General features: G+C 63.5%; 17 protein-coding genes. 12 read left to right on the top strand and 5 right to left on the bottom strand.

Annotated features, from left to right (window positions below):
• Nucleotides 1-25: 25 nt before the first annotated feature.
• Together AC3WJP_RS09800 and AC3WJP_RS09805 are read right to left on the bottom strand one after the other, a co-directional pair.
• Nucleotides 26-1,102, bottom strand: coding sequence for a lactonase family protein (locus tag AC3WJP_RS09800; protein WP_493720713.1), 1,077 nt, complete (start codon nt 1,100-1,102; stop codon nt 26-28).
• 111 nt (nt 1,103-1,213) lie between these two features.
• Nucleotides 1,214-1,903, bottom strand: coding sequence for a GntR family transcriptional regulator (locus tag AC3WJP_RS09805; RefSeq protein WP_493720714.1), 690 nt, complete (start codon nt 1,901-1,903; stop codon nt 1,214-1,216).
• A gap of 144 nt (nt 1,904-2,047) precedes the next feature.
• Between AC3WJP_RS09805 and AC3WJP_RS09810 the strand changes: the two genes are divergently transcribed.
• The 8 genes from AC3WJP_RS09810 (at nt 2,048) to AC3WJP_RS09845 (ending at nt 11,618) form a co-directional block, all read left to right on the top strand.
• Nucleotides 2,048-3,124, top strand: a complete 1,077-nt coding sequence (locus AC3WJP_RS09810) for an ABC transporter substrate-binding protein (protein WP_493720715.1) — start codon at nt 2,048-2,050, stop codon at nt 3,122-3,124.
• Nucleotides 3,125-3,143: 19 nt separating this feature from the next.
• Entirely contained in the window at nt 3,144-4,670 is a 1,527-nt protein-coding gene (locus AC3WJP_RS09815; RefSeq protein WP_493720716.1) for a sugar ABC transporter ATP-binding protein, read from the top strand.
• Nucleotides 4,667-5,596, top strand: coding sequence for an ABC transporter permease (locus AC3WJP_RS09820; RefSeq protein ID WP_493720717.1), 930 nt, complete (start codon nt 4,667-4,669; stop codon nt 5,594-5,596). The genes AC3WJP_RS09815 and AC3WJP_RS09820 overlap by 4 nt, the downstream gene beginning before the upstream one ends.
• Nucleotides 5,597-5,606: 10 nt before the next feature.
• On the top strand, nt 5,607-6,599 hold the full coding sequence (locus tag AC3WJP_RS09825; protein ID WP_493720718.1) for an ABC transporter permease: 993 nt from the start codon (nt 5,607-5,609) through the stop codon (nt 6,597-6,599).
• A gap of 28 nt (nt 6,600-6,627) precedes the next feature.
• The gene (locus AC3WJP_RS09830) at nt 6,628-8,301 is read left to right on the top strand and encodes a GMC family oxidoreductase (RefSeq protein WP_493720719.1); all 1,674 of its coding nucleotides are present in this window, start codon (nt 6,628-6,630) and stop codon (nt 8,299-8,301) included.
• On the top strand, nt 8,289-9,425 hold the full coding sequence (locus AC3WJP_RS09835) for a glycerol dehydrogenase (RefSeq protein ID WP_493720720.1): 1,137 nt from the start codon (nt 8,289-8,291) through the stop codon (nt 9,423-9,425). Before AC3WJP_RS09830 ends, AC3WJP_RS09835 begins: the two co-directional genes overlap by 13 nt.
• Nucleotides 9,426-9,437: 12 nt before the next feature.
• Nucleotides 9,438-10,184, top strand: a complete 747-nt coding sequence (locus AC3WJP_RS09840; RefSeq protein ID WP_493720721.1) for an SDR family NAD(P)-dependent oxidoreductase — start codon at nt 9,438-9,440, stop codon at nt 10,182-10,184.
• 141 nt (nt 10,185-10,325) lie between these two features.
• A complete protein-coding gene (locus AC3WJP_RS09845; protein WP_493720722.1) occupies nt 10,326-11,618 on the top strand; it encodes a carbohydrate porin in 1,293 nt (430 codons plus the stop codon).
• Between the two features lie 66 nt (nt 11,619-11,684).
• Here the strand turns inward: AC3WJP_RS09845 and AC3WJP_RS09850 are convergent, their stop codons facing one another.
• Together AC3WJP_RS09850 and AC3WJP_RS09855 are read right to left on the bottom strand one after the other, a co-directional pair.
• Nucleotides 11,685-12,671 carry a zinc-binding dehydrogenase gene (locus AC3WJP_RS09850; protein ID WP_493720723.1) on the bottom strand — a complete coding sequence of 329 codons (987 nt, stop codon included), beginning with the start codon at nt 12,669-12,671 and terminating at the stop codon, nt 11,685-11,687.
• 37 nt (nt 12,672-12,708) lie between these two features.
• Nucleotides 12,709-13,209 (bottom strand): lactoylglutathione lyase family protein, encoded by a 501-nt coding sequence (locus tag AC3WJP_RS09855; RefSeq protein WP_493720724.1) that lies wholly within the window; start codon nt 13,207-13,209, stop codon nt 12,709-12,711.
• Nucleotides 13,210-13,306: 97 nt separating this feature from the next.
• Here AC3WJP_RS09855 and AC3WJP_RS09860 point away from each other — a divergent pair, with 97 nt between their 5' ends.
• Entirely contained in the window at nt 13,307-14,182 is an 876-nt protein-coding gene (locus tag AC3WJP_RS09860; protein WP_493720725.1) for a LysR family transcriptional regulator, read from the top strand.
• Between the two features lie 214 nt (nt 14,183-14,396).
• Here AC3WJP_RS09860 and AC3WJP_RS09865 read toward each other — a convergent pair whose 3' ends face one another.
• Nucleotides 14,397-14,996 carry a TetR/AcrR family transcriptional regulator gene (locus AC3WJP_RS09865; protein WP_493720726.1) on the bottom strand — a complete coding sequence of 200 codons (600 nt, stop codon included), beginning with the start codon at nt 14,994-14,996 and terminating at the stop codon, nt 14,397-14,399.
• Between the two features lie 174 nt (nt 14,997-15,170).
• Between AC3WJP_RS09865 and AC3WJP_RS09870 the strand changes: the two genes are divergently transcribed.
• The 3 genes from AC3WJP_RS09870 to AC3WJP_RS09880 all read left to right on the top strand — a co-directional run bounded on the left by AC3WJP_RS09870 (nt 15,171) and on the right by AC3WJP_RS09880 (nt 19,033).
• Entirely contained in the window at nt 15,171-15,911 is a 741-nt protein-coding gene (locus AC3WJP_RS09870; RefSeq protein WP_493720727.1) for an SDR family NAD(P)-dependent oxidoreductase, read from the top strand.
• Nucleotides 15,912-16,114: 203 nt separating this feature from the next.
• A complete protein-coding gene (locus tag AC3WJP_RS09875) occupies nt 16,115-16,600 on the top strand; it encodes a nuclear transport factor 2 family protein (RefSeq protein WP_493720728.1) in 486 nt (161 codons plus the stop codon).
• A 237-nt stretch (nt 16,601-16,837) separates the two neighbouring features.
• Entirely contained in the window at nt 16,838-19,033 is a 2,196-nt protein-coding gene (locus tag AC3WJP_RS09880) for a TonB-dependent receptor (RefSeq protein WP_493720729.1), read from the top strand.
• Nucleotides 19,034-19,094: the final 61 nt, after the last annotated feature.

Here is a 19,094-nt window from a genome sequence, read left to right on the forward strand (position 1 = left end):
TCCTTGTTCTTGTAGAGAGGCTGGGTCAGATGAACTGCAGGCAGACCGCGCTGGCGATCGGGTAATCCTCGCCCACGTGAGTGAGTTCGCCGCTGTGCGGGTCGATGCTGAAAATGCGGATCACGGCGTCATCCTGGGAGGCGCACAGCAGGTGGCCGCCGTCGGGCGAGAAAGTGAAGTCGCGAGGTGTGCGACCGCCCGAGGGCCAAGTGCCGATGGGCGTGAGGCTGCCGTTTTCGACATCCACCCGCGCTGCAAAAACGCTGTCATGGCCGCGGTTGGCCACGTACACGAAGCGCTCGTTGGGGTGCAAGTGCATGCCGCCCGCGCCGCTCTGGCCATCGAAGGCTGGCGGCAGGCTGGAGACTTCCGCCAGGCGCCGCACCTGCGGGCCATCGAGGCGGTACAGGCTCACCGATGAGCCCAGCTCGTGGTTGACCAGCAAGTGTTTGCCATCGGCGGTGAATGCCAGGTGACGCGGGCCGGCGCCGGGCACTGCGGGGAGCGCCAGGTCGGGCTCGGGGTTGACCTTGCCGGCGTCGATGGCATGGCGCACCACGGCGTCGATGCCCAGGTCGGCCAGGTAGGCGAAGCGGCCATCGGGGCTGACCAGCGCGCAGTGGGCATGGGGACCTTCCTGGCGCTCGGCGTTCGGCCCCTGGCCGCTGCGTTGCAGCACGGTAGGGGTGTCGATCACCTGGCCATCGGTGGCCAAAGGGTAGGCGAGTACTTCACCGCTCAGGTAGTTGGAGAGCAACAGCAGCTGACTGCTGGCATCCACGGCGATGTAGCAGGGCCACTCGCCGGGACTGGAGATGCGCTGCTCGAGCTGCAAGGTCGCGCCACGGGCATCCAGGGTGAATACGTCGATGCCGGGATCACCGTCGGCGCCGATCTCGCGAACGCTGTACAGGTGGCGCCGGTTCTGGGACACGCAGAGGTAAGAGGGGTTGGTCAGGTCGGGGTAGCCGCCCGCCGGGCTCAGCGTGGCGGTGGCCGGGTCGAAGCGCAGTAGTTCGATACCGCGGCCTTTACCGTCGACATGGGGCATTTTCAGCGTGTAGGTACCAACCGCCAATAACGGATTGTTTGCAGTGCTCATGGTCATGACTCTCGCTGGTTTTTTATTGTGCTCCGCCGTTGCTTCAACGGCGGGCGAGTCTTCATTTTCCGGACGCTGGCTCAGGCCGCGCCTGAGGATCCTGCCGGCGGCTTACAACATGCCGCCGGCCTTGCGAATGTTGTCGATCATCTTGGTGCGAATCGAGCTCAGGTGGTTGCGCACCACCTTTTCAGCGCTGGCATAGTCGCGAGCGATTAGCGCTTCGAGGATTTCCGTATGGTCGGCGTGCACGCGCTTTGGCGGCTCCAGGCCTTCGAAGAAGTGGCTGCGCATGATGTGCAGGTGGATGTTGAGGTTCTCGTACGCATCCTTCATGCGCTGGTTGTCGCACGAGTCGATCATCACGGTGTGGAAGGCGCGGTCGGCCATGGTGAAGCGCGAATAATCGCTGAAGGTGTCACCATCGATGCTGTCGCCCATGGCTTGCAGCAATGTCGACATCTCCTCCACCACCTGGTCGTGCACATCGCTTTCGATGGCGTGGCGCAGGGCGAACAGCTCCAGTGCTTCACGAATCTGGAAGATCTCGATCAGGTCGTGCTCGCTGATGCCACGCACATAAGTGCCGCGGCGCGCCTTGACTTCGACCAGGCCCTCGGCGGCCAGGCGCTTGATGGCGTCGACCACGGGCGTGCGGCTGACGCGCAGCTCGGCGGCTATTTCCTCCACGTTGACCTGCTCATCGATCTTGATCAGGCGCGACAGAATGCGGTCGCGCACAGCGGCGTACACCTGGTCGGTGAGGTGGGTGTGCTGGATCGGGGTCCATGTCGAGCTCATTGAATTTCTCCTGCAGCGTCTTCGTCAGTGGACGCGCTGATCACGGTGAACGCTGTTTGACACCACATCTAATGTCTAATATGTTACACGTCAGATGTGACATTGCAAGCGTCATCTCCAAACCAATAATAAAGAAGACCGCCCATGAAGAACAAAAAGATCATCTGTGCCCTGGCTTTGAGTTTTTGCGCGCTGTTCAACCTGCCTGCCATGGCGGAAGACGACGCCACCGCGTTGATGAAAGGCTTGACGGTGCGCGCGGGGGATAACCCCATGACCACCGCCAACCAGTACAAGAAGCCCGCGCCTTATCGCATCGGCTTGAGCATATGGGGTTTCGGCAACACCTGGATGACCCAGATGGTGCATGAGTCGCGTTACGAAGCTTCGCTGCACAAAGACATCAAGCAACTGGTGTTCGCCGATGCCCAGTCCAAGCCGGCCAAGCAGATCGCCGATATCGAAGACATGATCGCCCAGAAGGTCGATGCAATCATCATTGCCCCGGTGTCCTACACAGCGCTCACTCCGGTGATCGAGAAAGCCGTAGCGGCGGGCATTCCAGTCATCATCCATTCCACTGAAATCGACACCGACAAATTTACCGTCGAGATCCAGGGTGACGCCCTGCACTTCGGTGAGGTGGGAGGCAAGTTCCTGGTAGATACCCTCAAGGGCAAAGGCAATATCTGGGTACTGCGCGGCCAGGCCGGCATCGCTGCCGATACCCAGCGCTATCAAGGTCTGCTGGCGGGCCTGAAGGGTTCGGATATCAAGATCGCCGCCGAGCAGTACGGCGACTGGTCCTATAACAAGGGCAAGCAGGTCTGCGAGGCGCTCATGCTGAGCAACCCGGATGTCGACGGCATCTGGTCGTCGGGCGGCGACATGAGCCGTGCCTGCATCGATGTGTTCAAGGAATTCGGCCGCCCCGTGCCGCCGATCACCGGCGAAGGCAACAACGGTTTCCTCAAGGCCTGGAAAGACAGCGGCGCCAACTCCATGGCCGCGCTGTTCCCCTCCGAGCAGGGTTCTGCTGGTATTCGCGCGGCGCTGGCGCTGCTCGACGGCAAGCCGCTGCACAAACGCTACGTCGCCCTGCCGGATCCGGTCACCAAAGCGACCTTCGACCAGTACTACCGTCCCGATCTGAATGACAACTATTGGGTACCGAGCGGCCTGCCGGACGATCAGCTGAAAAAACTCTACGGCAAGCAATGACTGACCGGGAGATCTGGTAATGCAAACCCTTATTGCAGCGCGCAACATTTCCAAACGCTATGACGGTGTGCCTTCGCTTACCCAGGTCGCGATCGAAGGCCGGACCGGTTCGATTCATGCCGTGACCGGTGAGAACGGCGCAGGCAAGTCGACCTTGATGAAAATCATCGCCGGCGTGGTCAAGCCGTCGGAGGGCGAGCTGTTCCTGCAGGGCCGGCCGGTAACGTTCCGATCGCCGCTCGATGCCCTGAACGCGGGGATCTCGACAGTGTTCCAGGAGTTTTCTCTGGTGCCCAACCTGACCGTGGCCGAGACCATGTTCCTGGGGCGCGAGTTGCGTTGTGGCCCGCAGCTGGACCGTGCGGCAATGAACGCGGCGGCCGAGAAGGCCCTGGCCCAGGTCGGCCTGGCAATCGACCCGCGGCGCAGTGTCAGTTCGCTGACCGTCGCCGAGCAGCAGTCGGTGGAAATCGCCAAGGGCCTGACCGTCGATGCGCAGATTTTCATTTTCGACGAGCCCACCGCGGCCCTCAACACCCAGGAAGTGGCGCGCCTGGAAACGCTGCTCAAGGCGTTGCGCGACCGCGGCAAATGCATCTTCTACATCTCCCACCGCATGCGCGAGATCTTCGAGCTGTGCGATACCACCACGGTGCTCAAGGACGGCAAGCTGGTGGGTAGCTACGCCACCCGCGAGTTGAACCCCGACCGGCTGTTGTCGCTGATGGTCGGGCGCGACCTGTCGCAGCTGTACCCGCCCAAGGCGCAGGTACTGGGCGACGCGGTACTGGAGGTCGATGGATTGCAGGTGGACAAGCAGGCCACGCCGTTGAGCTTCAACCTCAAGCGCGGCGAGATCGTCGCCTTGGCCGGGCTCGAAGGGCAGGGTCAGCGCGAGATCGTGCGGACTTTGGCCGGTGTTCAGTTGCATGGTCAGGCCCAGGTCAAGGTCAAGGTGCGCGATGGCACGGGGGCAGTGGCCCAGTTCAACCCGGGTAGCGGCAGTGCTCGCTCGCTGCGGCACGGGCTGGCATTCATGCCAGAGGACCGCAAGGGCGAAGGTCTCTACCTGGATTTGCCCATCCATGCCAACCTCACGCTCGGTATTCACCAGCGGTGCAGGCCGTGGACCTTGGCCCAGCGCTGCTCCGGCGTGGTCGCCGGGCTGGTCAAGGAGTTGAGCATCCGCGCCAGCAGCACCTCCCTCGCGGTGATCAACCTCTCGGGTGGCAACCAGCAGAAGGTCATGCTCGGGCGCTGGCTGGCGGTAGGCGCCAAAGTGTTGCTGATCGAGGAGCCGACCCGGGGTGTCGATGTCGGCGCCAAGACCGAGATCTACAACGCCCTGCGCGCGTTCTGCGCCAAGGGCGGCACGGTGCTGTTCACCTCACGGGAGCTGCCGGAAGTGATAGGCGTCGCCGATCGCGTGCTGGTGATCAAGGGCCGGGTCATCGTCGCCGAGCGTTCGGCGGCAGCCATCACTGAAGAAGACATCCTGCAGGCGGCCGTGGGCAACGCCGTCCACGGCGGCGAGGTGCAACCATGATCAAGTCTCCATATGCCGGCCGTGTTGGCGGCCAATACCTGTCGGCCATCCTGCTGTTGATGGCGCTGGTGGCGCTGGCGGTGTGCTTCGCGCAGTTTCGCAGCGTGGAAAACATCGGCAACCTGCTGGTGCAGGCGACGCCCTTGCTGGTGGTGGCGCTGGGGCAGACTCTGGTGATCCTTACCGGCGGCCTGGATCTGTCGGTGGGGGTGATGATCAGCCTGGCCACTGGTTTGATCGCCAACACTGAGTCGCCGGTGCTCGGCGTTACGCTGGTGATCGGCGCCGCGGTACTGCTGGGGCTGATCAACGGCGTGGGCGTGGCGCGCTTTCGCGTGCACCCGATCATCATGACCTTGTCCACCGCGACGGTGCTGCAGGGCATTGTGCTGATCATCCTGCCGACCCCGGGTGGGCTGGTGGCGCCGGGCATCGTCAATGCCGTGAATGGCAGCATCGGGCCGGTGCCGCTGGCGGTCGCGTGGATTGTGCTGGCGGTGCTGGCCGCCTGGTTCGTGCTGCACCGCTCGCGCTTCGGCCTGCACCTGTACGCCGTGGGCGGCGGCGCCGACAACGCCGCACTGGCGGGGGTCAACGTCAGCTGGACGGTGATTCGAGGCTACGTGCTGTGCGCGCTGTTCGCGGCCGTGGCGGGGATATTCCTGGCCGGGCGCATTTCGTCCGGCGACCCCTGGGTGGGCACCTCCTATGGCCTGGACTCGATTGCTGCGGTTGCACTAGGCGGCACGCAATTGACCGGCGGCATCGGCGGCGTCTGGGGCACCCTGTGCGGGACCTTGCTGTTGGGCCTGGTCGGCAACGGCATGAACCTGGTGCAGATCAACCCTTTCCTTCTATCGGTGGTCAATGGCGCCTTGCTGCTCATTGCCGTGTGCCTGCGCCGCCGTCAACAGTTAGGACTCTGAGGACATGAACATGACTCGAACCCTGGTTGCACCCGTTGGCGATTCGCCGCAGCGCTCTTCCCGTCACACGCTGGGGCGCATCCTCACCGGCATCGCGCCGTCGATCTGGGTGCTCCTCGCTCTGATCGGCTATTGCGCCGTGCTCAAGCCAATGCTGCTGCAGCTGCCGTTCCAGATGGTCATCTTCCGCCAGGCCGCGCCGCTGGGGCTGGCGGTATGTGCGCAATTGCTGGTGATGCGCTGCCGCTCCATCGACCTGTCGCTGGGCGGAATCTTCCTGCTGACCAATTTTGTCTGCACCACGGCGCTGGTCGCCGGGCTCTCGCCGGTCTGGGCCATCGGCCTGCCGCTGCTCGCGGGCGCCGTGGTCGGCGCGGTGAATGGCCTGTTCATCACCGTGTTCCGCGCTTCGGCAGTGATCGTCACGCTGGCTACGGGCGCGATCCTGGTGGGCCTGGTGCTGTACCTGAGCACCGACAACGCGCCGGGCTCGGTGCCGCAGCTGGTCAAGGACCTGGGCCAGGGCCGCGTCGGGCCGGTGCCGCTGGCCGGCATGATCTGGCTGGCGATCGCCCTGCTACTGGGGGTGATCCTGCGGGTGATGGTATTCGGTCGCCTGATGCAGGCGGTGGGCAGCAACCCGCAAGCGGCGACGCTCTCGGGCGTGCCGATCCGCCGGGTGCTGCTGGCGTCCCATGTGGCCGCCGGTGCCTTGGCGGCAGCGGGCGGGCTGCTGTTGTCCGGCTACGTGGGGGTGAGCACCTCCAACCTGGGCGGCGACGTGGTGATGAATTCCATCGCCGGTGTGATTCTCGGCGGCGTGACGTTCGGCAGTGGCCGCGGCGGCATGCTTGGGCCGACCGTGGCGGCGTTCGCGCTGACCTTGCTGTTCAACATTCTCAATGTGTTTGGCGCGGGCGAGTCCGGCAAGCTGATCGTGCAGGGGCTGGTGATCGCCGCCGCGGCGATCCTGGCAGGCATGGCGCAGGGCCGCCGTCGCTGATCTTTAGGGCCACCAACGGACTTTGTCGATGAACAACAATTCTACTTACGACGCCATCGTGATCGGCGCCGGTTCCGCCGGTTGCCTGACTGCTGGCCGCCTGGTCGGCGACCATGGCCTGCGCGTGTTGCTGCTGGAAGCTGGGCCGGGTGACAGCCACCCGCTGATCCACATGCCGGCCGGCTTCGTCAAACTGCTGGGCAACGAACGCTACATGACCTTTCACAAGAGCGACCGACACGGCCATCTGTTCGATCGCCAGCCGTCGATTCCACAGGGCAAGGTGCTGGGCGGCGGCAGCTCGGTCAACGCCATGGTCTACATCCGTGGCCAGGCCCGTGACTACGACGACTGGGTAGCAGCCTCCGGTAGCCACGGTTGGAGCTTCGCGCAGCTGTTGCCGCACTTCACGCGTTTGGAAGGCAACGGCACCTTCAACAACGCCATGCATGGCGCCGCAGGGCCGCTCAAGGTCAGTGATGCGCAGCATCCCAGCGACCTGTCGCGAGCCTTCGTGCTGGCGGCGCAGGCTGCGGGTATACCCTACAACGCCGATTTCAACAGTGGCGTACAGAACGGCACCGGTTTCTATCAGCTGACCACCTTCAACGGTCGCCGCTGCAGCGCCGTCGATGCCTTTCTCAAACCGGTGCTGGGCAATCCCAAGCTGCAGGTGCTCAAGGGCGCCCGGGTGCATCGGGTGCTGATCGAGCAAGGCGTGGCCACCGGGGTGGAGTTCGAGCACAACGGTCAGTTGCGCCAGGCCCAGGCACCGCGGGTGATCGTCACCGCAGGCGCGCTGGTGACGCCGCAGGTACTGATGCTTTCTGGGGTCGGCCCGGCGGCGCAGCTGCAGCGCCACGGGATCGAGGTGAAGGTCGACCTGCCAGGCGTCGGTGAGAATCTGCAGGATCACCATGAGGTGCCGGTTTTGGCGTTCTGCAACGGGCCGTACGGCTATTACAAGCAGGACGAGGGATGGAACCGCATCCGCAACGGCTTGCAGTACCTGGCGTTTCGCAGCGGTCCGGTGACGTCCAACGGTGTCGAGGCCGGGGCCTTCTTCAACCCGGACGACCCGGCGGCGGCGCCGACCTTGCAAGTGTTCTGCGTGCCTTCGGTGTACCTGGATCCCGACGTCACCGACCAGAAGGCCACCTACGGCCTGACCCTCAACAGCTGCGTGCTGCGCCCACGCAGCCGTGGCCGGGTGACCCTCGAATCGGGCGACCCGAAGGTCTCGCCGATCGTCTACCCCAACTACCTGCACGACCCCGAGGACATGCGCCTGTCGGTCGCCGGCATTCGGCAGGCGCTGAGGATCGTCAAGGCCACGCCCCTGGCCGGTATGGTCGCCAAACTGGTGTTTCCGTCGGTGCCGGAGCCTACCGATGCCACGCTCGAAGAACACTGCAGGCGTAGCGTCAAGACCGTCTACCACCCCTGCGGCACCTGCCGCATGGGCCGTGACGACGACCCCATGGCGGTACTCACACCCGAGCTGCAGGTGCGCGGGGTCGAGGGCTTGTACGTATTCGATGCCTCGGCCTGGCCGACCATCATCAGCGGCAATACCAACGCGACCACCTACGCGGTGGCCGACCGTGGTGTGGCGCTGTTGATGGGCGAAGCCTTGCCGCAGCCTGCGATAGCGGCGCCCTTACCCTTGGCGATTGAGCGCGGCGCGGTATGCCTGTCGTGAACGGGGCTGGACTGAAACTGCGCAGCAGCGTATTCCCCTCGCGCTACCTGCAGGGGCCGGGTGCCTTGGCGCATCTTGAAACCGAACTGCTACGCCTTGGCAACCGCGTGTTTTGCCTGATCGACCCGGCGGTGGCGGGCGTTATCGGCCCACGCCTGGACGCCATGGGCGGCCTGCAGATGAGCCAATGCATTGCCCAAGGCGGCTGCACCCTTGCCACGATCGCGGCCACGGTCAGCGCCGCCAAGGGCACCGCAGTGCTGGTGGCCTTCGGTGGCGGCAAGGTCGTGGATACCGGGCGGGCAGCGGCGGACGACCTCGACATTGCCTTTGTCTGCGTACCGACGGTGGCCGCTTCCGACGCCCCGTGCTCGGCTCTGGCGGTGGTCTATGACGAGCGCGGGCGGGTGCTGCAGGACCGCTTCGTGCGGCGCAACCCGGCGCTGGTGCTGGTCGATACCGAGGTGCTGGTACAGGCGCCGGTGCGGTTTTTCATCAGCGGTATCGGTGACGCCCTGGCGACCTGGTATGAAGCCCAGGCCTGCCGCCGCTCCGGAGCTGGCAATCTGTGCGGCGGTACCGGCACTGCGCTGGCCCACCAGGCCGCTCGCCTGTGCCTGGACACTTTGTTGCGCCATGGCGTGCAGGCCGTCAGCGATTGCCGCCGGCAGTTGCTGACGCCCGATTTCGAGGAAACCGTCGAGGCCTGTGTGCTGCTGTCCGGCCTGGGGTTCGAGTCGGGCGGCGTGGCGGCGGCCCATGCCATCCACCATGGCCTGGCGGATGTCGAAAGTACCCATCAGGCGCTGCACGGCGAAAAGGTCGCGGTCGGGCTGCTGGCGTCGATGTTCCTGGCGTTGCACGACCACGCTCGGCGCGTGCAACTGTTCGAGTTCTGCCGCGATACCGGTCTGCCAGTGACCCTGGCGCAGATCGGCATCGATGCCGCCGACCTCGACCAATTGCAACGAGTGGCCCGACGCGCCTGCCGAGCTGGCGAGATCATTCACAACGAGCCTTACCCCGTCACCGAAGCTGGCGTGGTAGCGGCATTGTGCGCCATGGATGGCTTTGGCCGGGCGACTCTGGCCAGCGGCACTGCGTCCTTCACAACAACAGGGTAACAGGAGCGCATCATGCAACAGATTCTGAACAACTACCGGCCCGACCTGTTCGCCGGGCAGTCCGTCTGGGTATCGGGCGGCACCAGTGGCATAGGCCTGGATATCGCTTTGGGGTTCGCCGGGCTGGGCGCGGATGTCACCGCCAGCGGCTCTTCGGCGGCCAAGGTGGCGCAACTGAGCGAAGCCCACTCGGGGCTCAATTTCAATACCCTCGATGTCACTGATGCTGCAGCGATCACCCGCTTTGCCACTGACTTGCCGCGCCTGGACGTACTGGTGAATGCCGCCGGCATCTCGCGGCCCGGCCAGGAATACGATGATGAAGTGTTCTTGCGAGTGCTCGACACCAACCTCATCAGCGTGATGCGCCAATCCATGGCGGTATTGCCGCAGTTGCAGCGCAGCCGGGGCAGCATCATCAATATTGCCTCCATGCTCAGTTACCTCGCCGATGCCCAAGTGCCGTCGTACTGCGCCAGCAAGAGCGGCGTGCTGGGGCTGACCCGGGCGCTGGCGCACCGCTTGGGCGAGCACGGCGTGCGGGTCAACGCCATCGCCCCGGGCTACCACCGCACGGCCATGACCGAAGGGCTATGGGCCGATCCCCAGGCGGAGCAGAAGATCGCCGGGCGCACCGCCCTCAAACGCTGGGGCGAGGCGGCTGACCTGGTCGGCGCCGCAGTGTTTCTTGCGTCCTCGGCGGCGGCCTATATCACCGGTACCACACTGGCCGTCGACGGTGGCTACGTGAGCGGCTAGGCCGCGCCCCACGCCGCCGCCACGCTGCGCCTTGATGCGGCGCTCGGGGCGGCGGCACTCCTGGTTCCAACCCGTACGGGCCCGTTCGAGGCACCGGCGGACAACGCTGCTCGAAAAACAACAACAAAGGGCTTACACCACATGAAAAGCACATTGACCCTGGCGACTTTGCTGGCGCTGTACGGTAGCGCCCATGCGCAGGCAGACACCTACGAACCGCGCAGTTTTTTACTCGGGGATTGGGGCGGCACTCGCAGCCAGTTGCATGACGAGGGCGTCGATTTCCTGGTCACCTATGTCAACGAACTGGCCTACAACACCCAGGGCGGCGACCGCCACAAGGGCACCTACGCCGACCAGATCATGCTGGATGGCAACCTCGATCTGCAAAAGCTGCTGGGCTGGCAGGGCGCGCAGGTGCACATGACGCTCACCAACCGCAACGGCGAGAACCTCAACACCGAAGCCGGCCTGGATACCGTGCTCAACCCACAGGAAATCTACGGCTACGGCAGCGTCACGCGCCTCGCGCAGTTCTATTACCAGCAGAGCCTGTTCGACGGCAGGGCCACCCTCAAGCTCGGCCGTTTGCCCATGAGTGGCGACGTGTTTGCGTTCTCGTGCAAGTTCGAGAACCTGACCTTCTGTGGCACCGTGCCGGGCTATATAACCCCCAATTGGTACACCTGGCCGGTGAGCCAGTGGGGCGGGGTGTTCAATGTCTACGTCAGTGACGAGGTCTCGTTGCAGGCGGCGATCTACCAGGTCAACCCGCGCTTTACCGAGAACGCCCAGGGCCTGAACTTCGGCAGCCCGAAAGGCACCACCGGCTACCTCGGCGTGCTGGAAGCCGGTTGGACGCCGAAGGTCAACGCCATGCCCGGCAGCTACCGCCTGGGTCTGTGGCACAACACCGGTGAGTTCGATGACCTGTACCGCGACAGCACGGGCCAGCCCATCGGCCTGACCGGTGCCAGCGCCGATCGTGACAACAGCGCTAGCGGCTATTACCTGATGGGCCAGCAGCAAGTATTTCAGGACAGCAATGTCAGCGCCCGCAAGTTGTCGCTGTTCGCTAACTTCATTCAGTCGGACCGCGATGTGTCCTACGTCGAGCGCAGCTGGCAGGCAGGCCTGTTCCTCAGCTCGCCGTTTGCCTCGCGGCCCAATGATGAAATCGGCCTCGCGGTGGGCGGGCTGATGGTCAACGAACACTCCCGCGACCGCATTCGCCAGAGCAACAGCCTGTTGCCGGTGGGCGCGACCGGGCAGCCGATCCCCCACACCGAATACCCGGCGGAGTTGTACTACGGCATTGCCGTGACGCCGGCGATCACCGTACGGCCCAACGTGCAATACGTAAAGTCGCCGGGGGGCGTGAGCGGCGCTACCGATGTAGTGGTGCTGGGCGTCAAGACAGTGGTCAGCTTCTAAGGCGCCGCGCAGAAAAAAGGCCCGCTACTGGGAGGTAGCGGGCCTGTTTCGTGCGAGCTGGGGCGATCAGTCGATGGTCACCAGCGTCTTGCCCGGCTGGTCGCCGCCGCGCAGGGCTTTCAAGCCGGCCGGCACTTCGGCCAGTTCGATTACCCTTTCGATCATCGGCGACAACCGGCGGCTGGCCACCCATTCCAGCAGCGTCTCGAGCATCACCGCAAAGTCCTCCTGGGTCGGCTTATGCCCCGCCGCGTAGGCACCCCCGAGTGCCACCTCGTGGATCGACGCGGCATAGGTGTAGGGCGGCACCTGGCTCAAGTTGGGCATCGGGTCGATGCACAGCAGGTGGCCGTTGTAGTGCAGCAGTTCCAGGGAGCGCCGCGCATCCTGAGGGTTGACCACTTCGAGCATGGCATCCACCCCATAGCCCCCGGTTGTCAGGCCCTTGACCTTGGTGACCAGTGCCGGGTCGTCGCGCTCGAACACCGCGTCGGCGCCCAGCGCGCGCACCCGTTGTGCCTGGGGCTCACGGGCCAGGGCGATGACCTGAGCGCCGAGCAGCTTGCCCAACTGCACGGCGAAACCGCCCACCGCGCCACTGGCCCCTTGCACCAGCAAGGTCTGCCCGGCTTGCAGGTTGGCCTTGCGCACCAGTGCCTGGTAGGCGGTAAGCGCGGCGCAGGGCAGGGCGGCGGCGCTGAGGAAATCGACGCTGGCCGGAATGCGCGCGAGCACATGCGCGGGGGCGAGGGTGTATTGCGCGAACACCCCCGGCTCGCGCAGGTTGCCGTGCCAGACCACGCGGTCGCCGACCTGCCAACCCTGAACATCAGGGCCCAGCCGATCAATAACGCCGGCGCCATCGACTCCCAGCACCTGCCCTGGTGTCAGCCAGGGCGCGGTGCCGTCGGCGAGCTTCCAGTCCACCGGATTGAGCGAGGCGGCATGCAGCCGCACCCGTACCTGGCCTAGGCCGGGTTGTGGCACTGGGCGTTCGGCCAGGTGGGTGCTGGCAAGGGTGGTGTCGGCGCTGTCACAGACAATGGCGCGCATAGGGCAGGTCTCCTGATTGTTATTGTGCCTGGGGGGATCAGTTATAGGCGCCGGCCGAGTAGGTCAGCTCGTAGCTGTGGCTGTAGATCTCGAGGATGATGCCGAACGGGTCTTCCATGTAGACCATGCGAAACGGCTTCTCGCCGGGGAAGTATTCGCGCACCGGCATGCGTTGCTTACCGCCGGCGGCGACGATTTTTGCCGCCAGGCCTTCGACGTCGGGGTCCTGCACGCAGAAGTGGAACACGCCGGTTTTCCAGTATTCGAAGTTGTTCTCGGGTTTGACCGAATTGGGGAACTCGAAGATTTCCACGCCGATGCGGTCCCCGGTCGACAGATGGGCAATGCGGCACGACGCCCAGCCTGCGCCGAACACGTCGGTGCACATGACGCCGACGGCGGTGTCGTCTTCAACGATAGTGGTGGGCGGCATGATCACGTACCACCCCATGACCTCGGTGTAGAACTTCACTGCGGCGTCCAGATCGGTGACCGACAGGCCGATGTGGGAGAAACTGCGGGGGTACACCTGGGACATGATCTTCACCTCTGGGAACGATGGACAGCCTCCAATTTAGAACGCCAAGGCTATAATGGAAATAAGCTCCCAGTGATCGTTTCCATAAGAGATGCTTATGCTTAACCCGCAATGGTTGCGCACCTTTTCGGCCTTGGCCGAGCAGGGCAATTTCACCCGCACCGCCGAGCGCCTGGACCTGACCCAGGCCGCCGTCAGCCAGCACGTGCAGCGCCTGGAGGCGCTGCTGGGGCCGCTGCTGATTCGCCGGCCGCGCCAGCTCGAGCTCACCCCCGCAGGCGAGGCCTTGCTGCGCTATTGCGCCGAGGTGGGCGCCGCCGAGCAGCGTTTGCAGCAGCAGTTGTCGGCAGGTCACGAGGACCAGGGCGAGGTCAGCCTGATCAGCCCCGGCAGCATCGGCCTGGCGCTGTACCCACATCTGCTCGATTTGCAGCAGCAGTACCCGGGCTTGAGCGTGCGTCACCGCTTCGCCCCCGATCCAGAAGTGCTCGACGCGGTTCTGGAAAATCGCTTCGAGCTGGGGCTGGTGACCCTCAAGCCTGACGACCGCCGCCTGACCATCGAGAAGTTTGCCGAGGAGCCGCTGGAACTGGTGGCGCCGGCTGGCGCGCAGGTCAAGAGCTGGGCCGACCTCGAGCGCCTGGGGTTTATCGACCACCCCGACGGCCAGGCCATGGCCGCGCGCCTGTTGAGCCGGCGCTTCCCCGGAGCCCCGGGCGTACGCAGTCTGCGGCGGGCGGGGTTTACCAACCAGATCACTCTGATCATGGAACCGGTCGCCCGCGGCCTGGGGTTTTCAGTCCTGCCGCGCTACGCCCGCTTGGCGTTCGGGCGGCCTGACAGCATCCAGGTGATCGCCGGGCAGCCGGCAGTGCTGGACACCCTGTGGCTGATTCATCGCGCCGAATGGCCGCTTTCAGCACGCGCCAGGAGAACCTTGAAATGGCTGCGGGATCGGTTGCCTACTCAATAGGCTGCCGGGTGTGGAGCGCCCGATGACTTGCACTAGTGCACAGGTCTGCCCGTGCTGGAACATATTTTCCTGTCAGCGACATTGCACGCTCTATAGCTTTCTATGAGGCGGCGCTCGCACTGTTAGGCATCACTGCACGATTGGACTACGACGGCAAGGATGGCCCGCCCGGGCATCCTGACTTGAAAGGGTTTGGCGCCAACGGGCGTGTGCGCTAACGGGTCGTTTGCTGCTCCTTACCCAGCTCATGAGCAATGAACCGCCCCGCTGTCTGCGCGGCCTCGATCAGCCTTTTGCGCGGCATGCCGTTACACGCTGCGGACGATAGCCCGCGCAGGGTAATCGAAAGGTAGTCGGTAAGGCATTGGGCTTTTTCAGGCAGTGCCTGATCAAGATAATCCCGAATCGCTTTGATGCCTCCGTCCGCCAACGTTTGCGCCATTTGGCGGGCCACCCCGTCGTCCGCGCGCATGCCCTCAGTGATCATGCAGCCTCGCAGAACTCTGTCTTTTCCATACTGCTTCGCCGCAGCGACCAGCAAGCCTGCGAGCGCTTCAGGCACCGGCCGGTCCGGCGCCAGCAGTTTGTCCAAGGGCAAAGCATGCTCGCTGGCATAGCGCAGCATGGCCTTCTCGAATAACTCAGCCTTGCTGCCATACGCGGCGTAGAAGCTGGGCGGCTTGATATCCATGGCTTCGACCAGATCCGTGAGGCTCACCGCGTCGAAGCCGTGTTCGTGGAACAAAGCCTGGGCGATGGCGATTCCAGCCTCTCTGTCGAAAGCGGGACGGCGTTGGCGGATTTTGTCGGTCATGGTGATCTCGTTAATGTGGTCGCGATTGTAGCGATCGCTATATGCCGGGGCAACTGTGCGTAGCTGAATGGTCGATTTATATAGCGATCACTAAATGTCTTGCCTGAATGGTCGGCGATATGTAGTGTTCGCTACATAAATTCATTCCTCTTCAAAACACACTGGAGCATCCGCATGCAGTTTCAAGACAAAGTCGTTCTCGTCACCGGGGGATCCTCCGGATTGGGCTTTGCCATCGCCCAGGAACTGGCGGGGCAGGGCGCCACCGTGGTGATCAGCGGGCGTCGGCAGGAGCAACTCGACGAGGCATTAGCAAAGCTCGGCGAGCGGGCCAGCGCGGTGGTCGCGGACGTCTCGGTGATAGCCGATCTCGCTGTGCTGTTTGCCGCAATCAAGACCCGCCATGGCCAAATCGATGTGCTCGTCGCCAACGCAGGTATGGGCGAGATCGCTCCACTTGGCAGCATCACCGAAGCGTATTTCGATCGGGTCTTCAGCACCAACGTAAAGGGCGTGACCTTCACCGTTCAAGGCGCGCTGCCGCTCATGGGCAAGGGCAGCAGCATTGTCATCATCGGCTCCACAGCCTCCATCGATCCCGGCCCTGGGCTCAGCGTATACGGTGCAACCAAAGCGGCACTGCGCACACTGGTCAGAAGCTGGACGCTCGATATCAAAGGCAGCGGGGTGCGCATCAACTTATTGAGCCCGGGTCCTGTGGATACTCCGTCACTACGTCATATGCTCGCGGACCACGCTGAGGCGGTAATCGAGTCCTTGAGTGAAAAGAGCACTATCGGGCGTATCGGCCAGGCTCATGAAATTGGCACTGCCGTGGCCTTTCTGGCCAGTGACGCCGCCAGCTATGTCAACGGCGTCGAATTGTTCGCGGATGGCGGCGCATCGCAGTGCTAGATCACTGCGTCGCTGCGGGCCCTGGGGCTTAACCGCGAACGTCGATCCCGCTGCGTCGCCCGCCTCAAGGCGCAGCTCGCTTATCTAGATCATTGCTCGCCAGACGCCATATTGGATTTTCGCCAAGGTCGTCTACCGAGCGCATCAAACGTATAGCAGCGCTATACATCAATCCTTCGTGGGCCAAGGCCTTGGAGAGAGTCATGACCAACTCATCGGAAATACACGCACGTCTCGCCGCCGAGAGCGCCATTCACCGCCTTCACGCCGCCTACATCCACTGCCTTGATAGCGGCGATTTCGTGGGCGTGGCCGAGGTGCTTCAGCATGCAGTGATTCACGTGCTGGGCAACGAGGCCTCCTCGGTCGAGGGGCTGTTGGGTTTCTTCGAGGCGGGCCTGCAGACACATGCCGATGGAACGCCCCGCACGTGGCATTCGATCACCAACGTGCTGATTGATGTCGATCCGTCAGGCGATAAGGCCAGTTCGCAAAGCTACTACACCGTACATCAGCAGCTTGACGGCTTTGCATTGCAGCCCATCTGCGCCGGCAAGTACCTCGACCAGTTCGAGCTGCATGATGGGCAATGGCGCTTCACTCGTCGTGAGGTGACGTTGCGTTTTGCCGGCGACCTGCGGCACCACGTCAAGGGTGCTCAAAGTGATGCGGTAGCCCAGACCGCCTGACGGGAAAACAGACTCCATGCCCGGCTCGGGTATGGGGTTTTAGCTCAGTGACATACTGCTCAAGCCAGTGGTTGTGTGATGAATATCTGATTCTGAGTGTAAGAAACTCGATACACGAAATATCCCTGAAGGCTAACGCTATCGATAACAATTCGCAAACATGACTGGTACTATCTTGCACAGATAGCGTTTTGCCAGGATGGCCTCCGCCCGCCATATTCTGTTCAGGACCTTTCCATGCCCTCCCGATTCCCCTCCAGACCTACTCTGCTGACGCTGTGCTGCTGCCTGTCGTTCGGCGCTCATGCGGCCGATGCCGCCATCGATCTCGGTCCAGTGGATGTAACGGCTGATGCCGTGAAAAAAAGTGCCCAGACGCCAATACCTGAGTACAGCGGTGGCCAGGTGGCACGCGGCGGGCAGATGGGAGTGCTGGGCAACCAGGACATCATGGACGTGCCGTTTACCATGACCAGCTACACCGCCAAGCTGATGCAGGACCAGCAGGCCGAAGACGTCGGCGATGTACTGCTCAATGATTCATCCGTGCGCACCTCCTACGGCTACGGCAATCAGTCACAGATCTTCGTGATCCGCGGCTTGCCGCTCAACAGTGATGACATCTCCTACGGCGGGCTGTACGGCGTACTGCCTCGGCAAATCATCGGCATCGAAGCCATCGATCGCGTAGAGGTGTTCAAAGGCCCGAGCGCTTTCGTGAATGGCGTGACGCCCTCGGGCAGCGGATTGGGCGGGACGGTCAATCTCCAGCCTAAATACGCCACCGACATGCCCATCCGCCGCTACACCCAGGACATCAGCAGTGATGGCCGCATCGGTGAGCACCTGGATATAGGCCAGCGCTTCGGTGAGGACAATCGCTTTGGTGCGCGGGTGAACCTGATGCAGCGCGAAGGGGATACCGCTGTCGACGACCAAAGCCAGCGCAGCAAGCTGTTCGTTGCCGGCCTCGATTACCGCGGCGATGATTTTCGCCTGTCCACCACCTTTGGTTACCAGAAGCAGCGCGTTAACGGCTTGCGCAATGATGTCTATTTAGGGAGCGTCACCAGCATTCCGACCGCGCCCAGCGCCCGCACCAACTACGGCACCGATTGGAGCTACCAGGAAACCGAAGACACCTTCGGCATGGTTCGCGGTGACTGGGACCTGAACGACAGTTGGTCGGCCTACCTGGCAGGTGGCGCCAAGCACGACCGTGAGACGGGTGTGTACGCGACGCCGACGCTGGCGGATTCGCGCACCGGCGCAGCGACCATCAGTGGCTCCGAGATTCCATCCAACATCGACAGCACCAGTTTCATGGGTGGCTTGAACGGCAACTTCAGCACCGGCCCGGTTTCTCATCAGGTGAATATCGGTGCGTCGACGCTGTGGACTCAGCAGGCGTCCGCCTACGAGTTCTACAACGGCACCAGCACTGCGACCAATATCTATTCGCCGGTGGGCGTGTCCAAGGGTACCTACAGCTACCTTACCGGCGGTGACATGGGCGACCCAGGGGTGACCTCCAAGACACGCGCACGCAGCATCGCCGCGTCCGACACGCTGGGCTTTCTGGACGACAGCGTTCTGCTGACCCTCGGCCTGCGCCGCCAGCAGTTGCGCGTCGAAGGCTACAGCTACGACGGCTCCACGTATAACGGCGTGTCCACCGGGGCTGACGGTACCCGCAGTTCCTTGTACGACGAAGGCATCACCACGCCGGTCTTCGGCATCGTCTACAAGCCCGTCGAGCATGTGTCGGTGTACGCCAACCGGATCGAGGGGCTGGCGACCGGCGGCACGGCCCCGCTGACCGCCAACAACAGAGGCCAGACCTACGCGCCTGGGCGTACCAAGCAGGTGGAGGCGGGCGTCAAGCTCGACATGGGTACCTACGGCGCCAGCGTTGCGGCCTATCGTATCGACAAGCCCAACGAAGGCTATACCGACTCGGACAACAACTTCGTGCGCTCGGGCAATCAGATCAACCGCGGCGTCGAGCTGAACCTGTTCGGCGAACCAATGCCGGGATTGCGCTTGCTGGCTGGCGCCACCCGCATGACGTCGAAACTCGAAGACGTCGCTACCGCCAGCAATGATGGTAATCACGCCATTGGGGTGCCGACCTTCCAGCTCAACGCCAGCGTCGACTGGGACGTCCCGGGCCTGGACGGGGTTGCGCTGAATGCGCGCATGCTGCGCACGGGTGGGCAATATGCGGATGAGGCCAATACCCTCAGCTTGCCTACCTGGAACCGCTTCGACGCGGGGGCGCGCTATGCCTTCAAGGTGGATCAGAAAGCCGTCACGCTGCGCCTGAATGTGGATAACCTGACCAACAAGAACTACTGGGCTTCGGCTAACGGTGGTTACCTGACCCAAGGCGAGCCGCGGTTGGTCAAGCTGTCCGGGTCGATAGACTTCTGATTCAGACGCCAGCCGTCGCCCCTCGACACGCGAGTGCCTCGGGGGGTGACCGCCCAGCGAG

The sequence above is a fragment of the Pseudomonas sp. GW821-FHT01A09 genome (assembly GCF_058986725.1).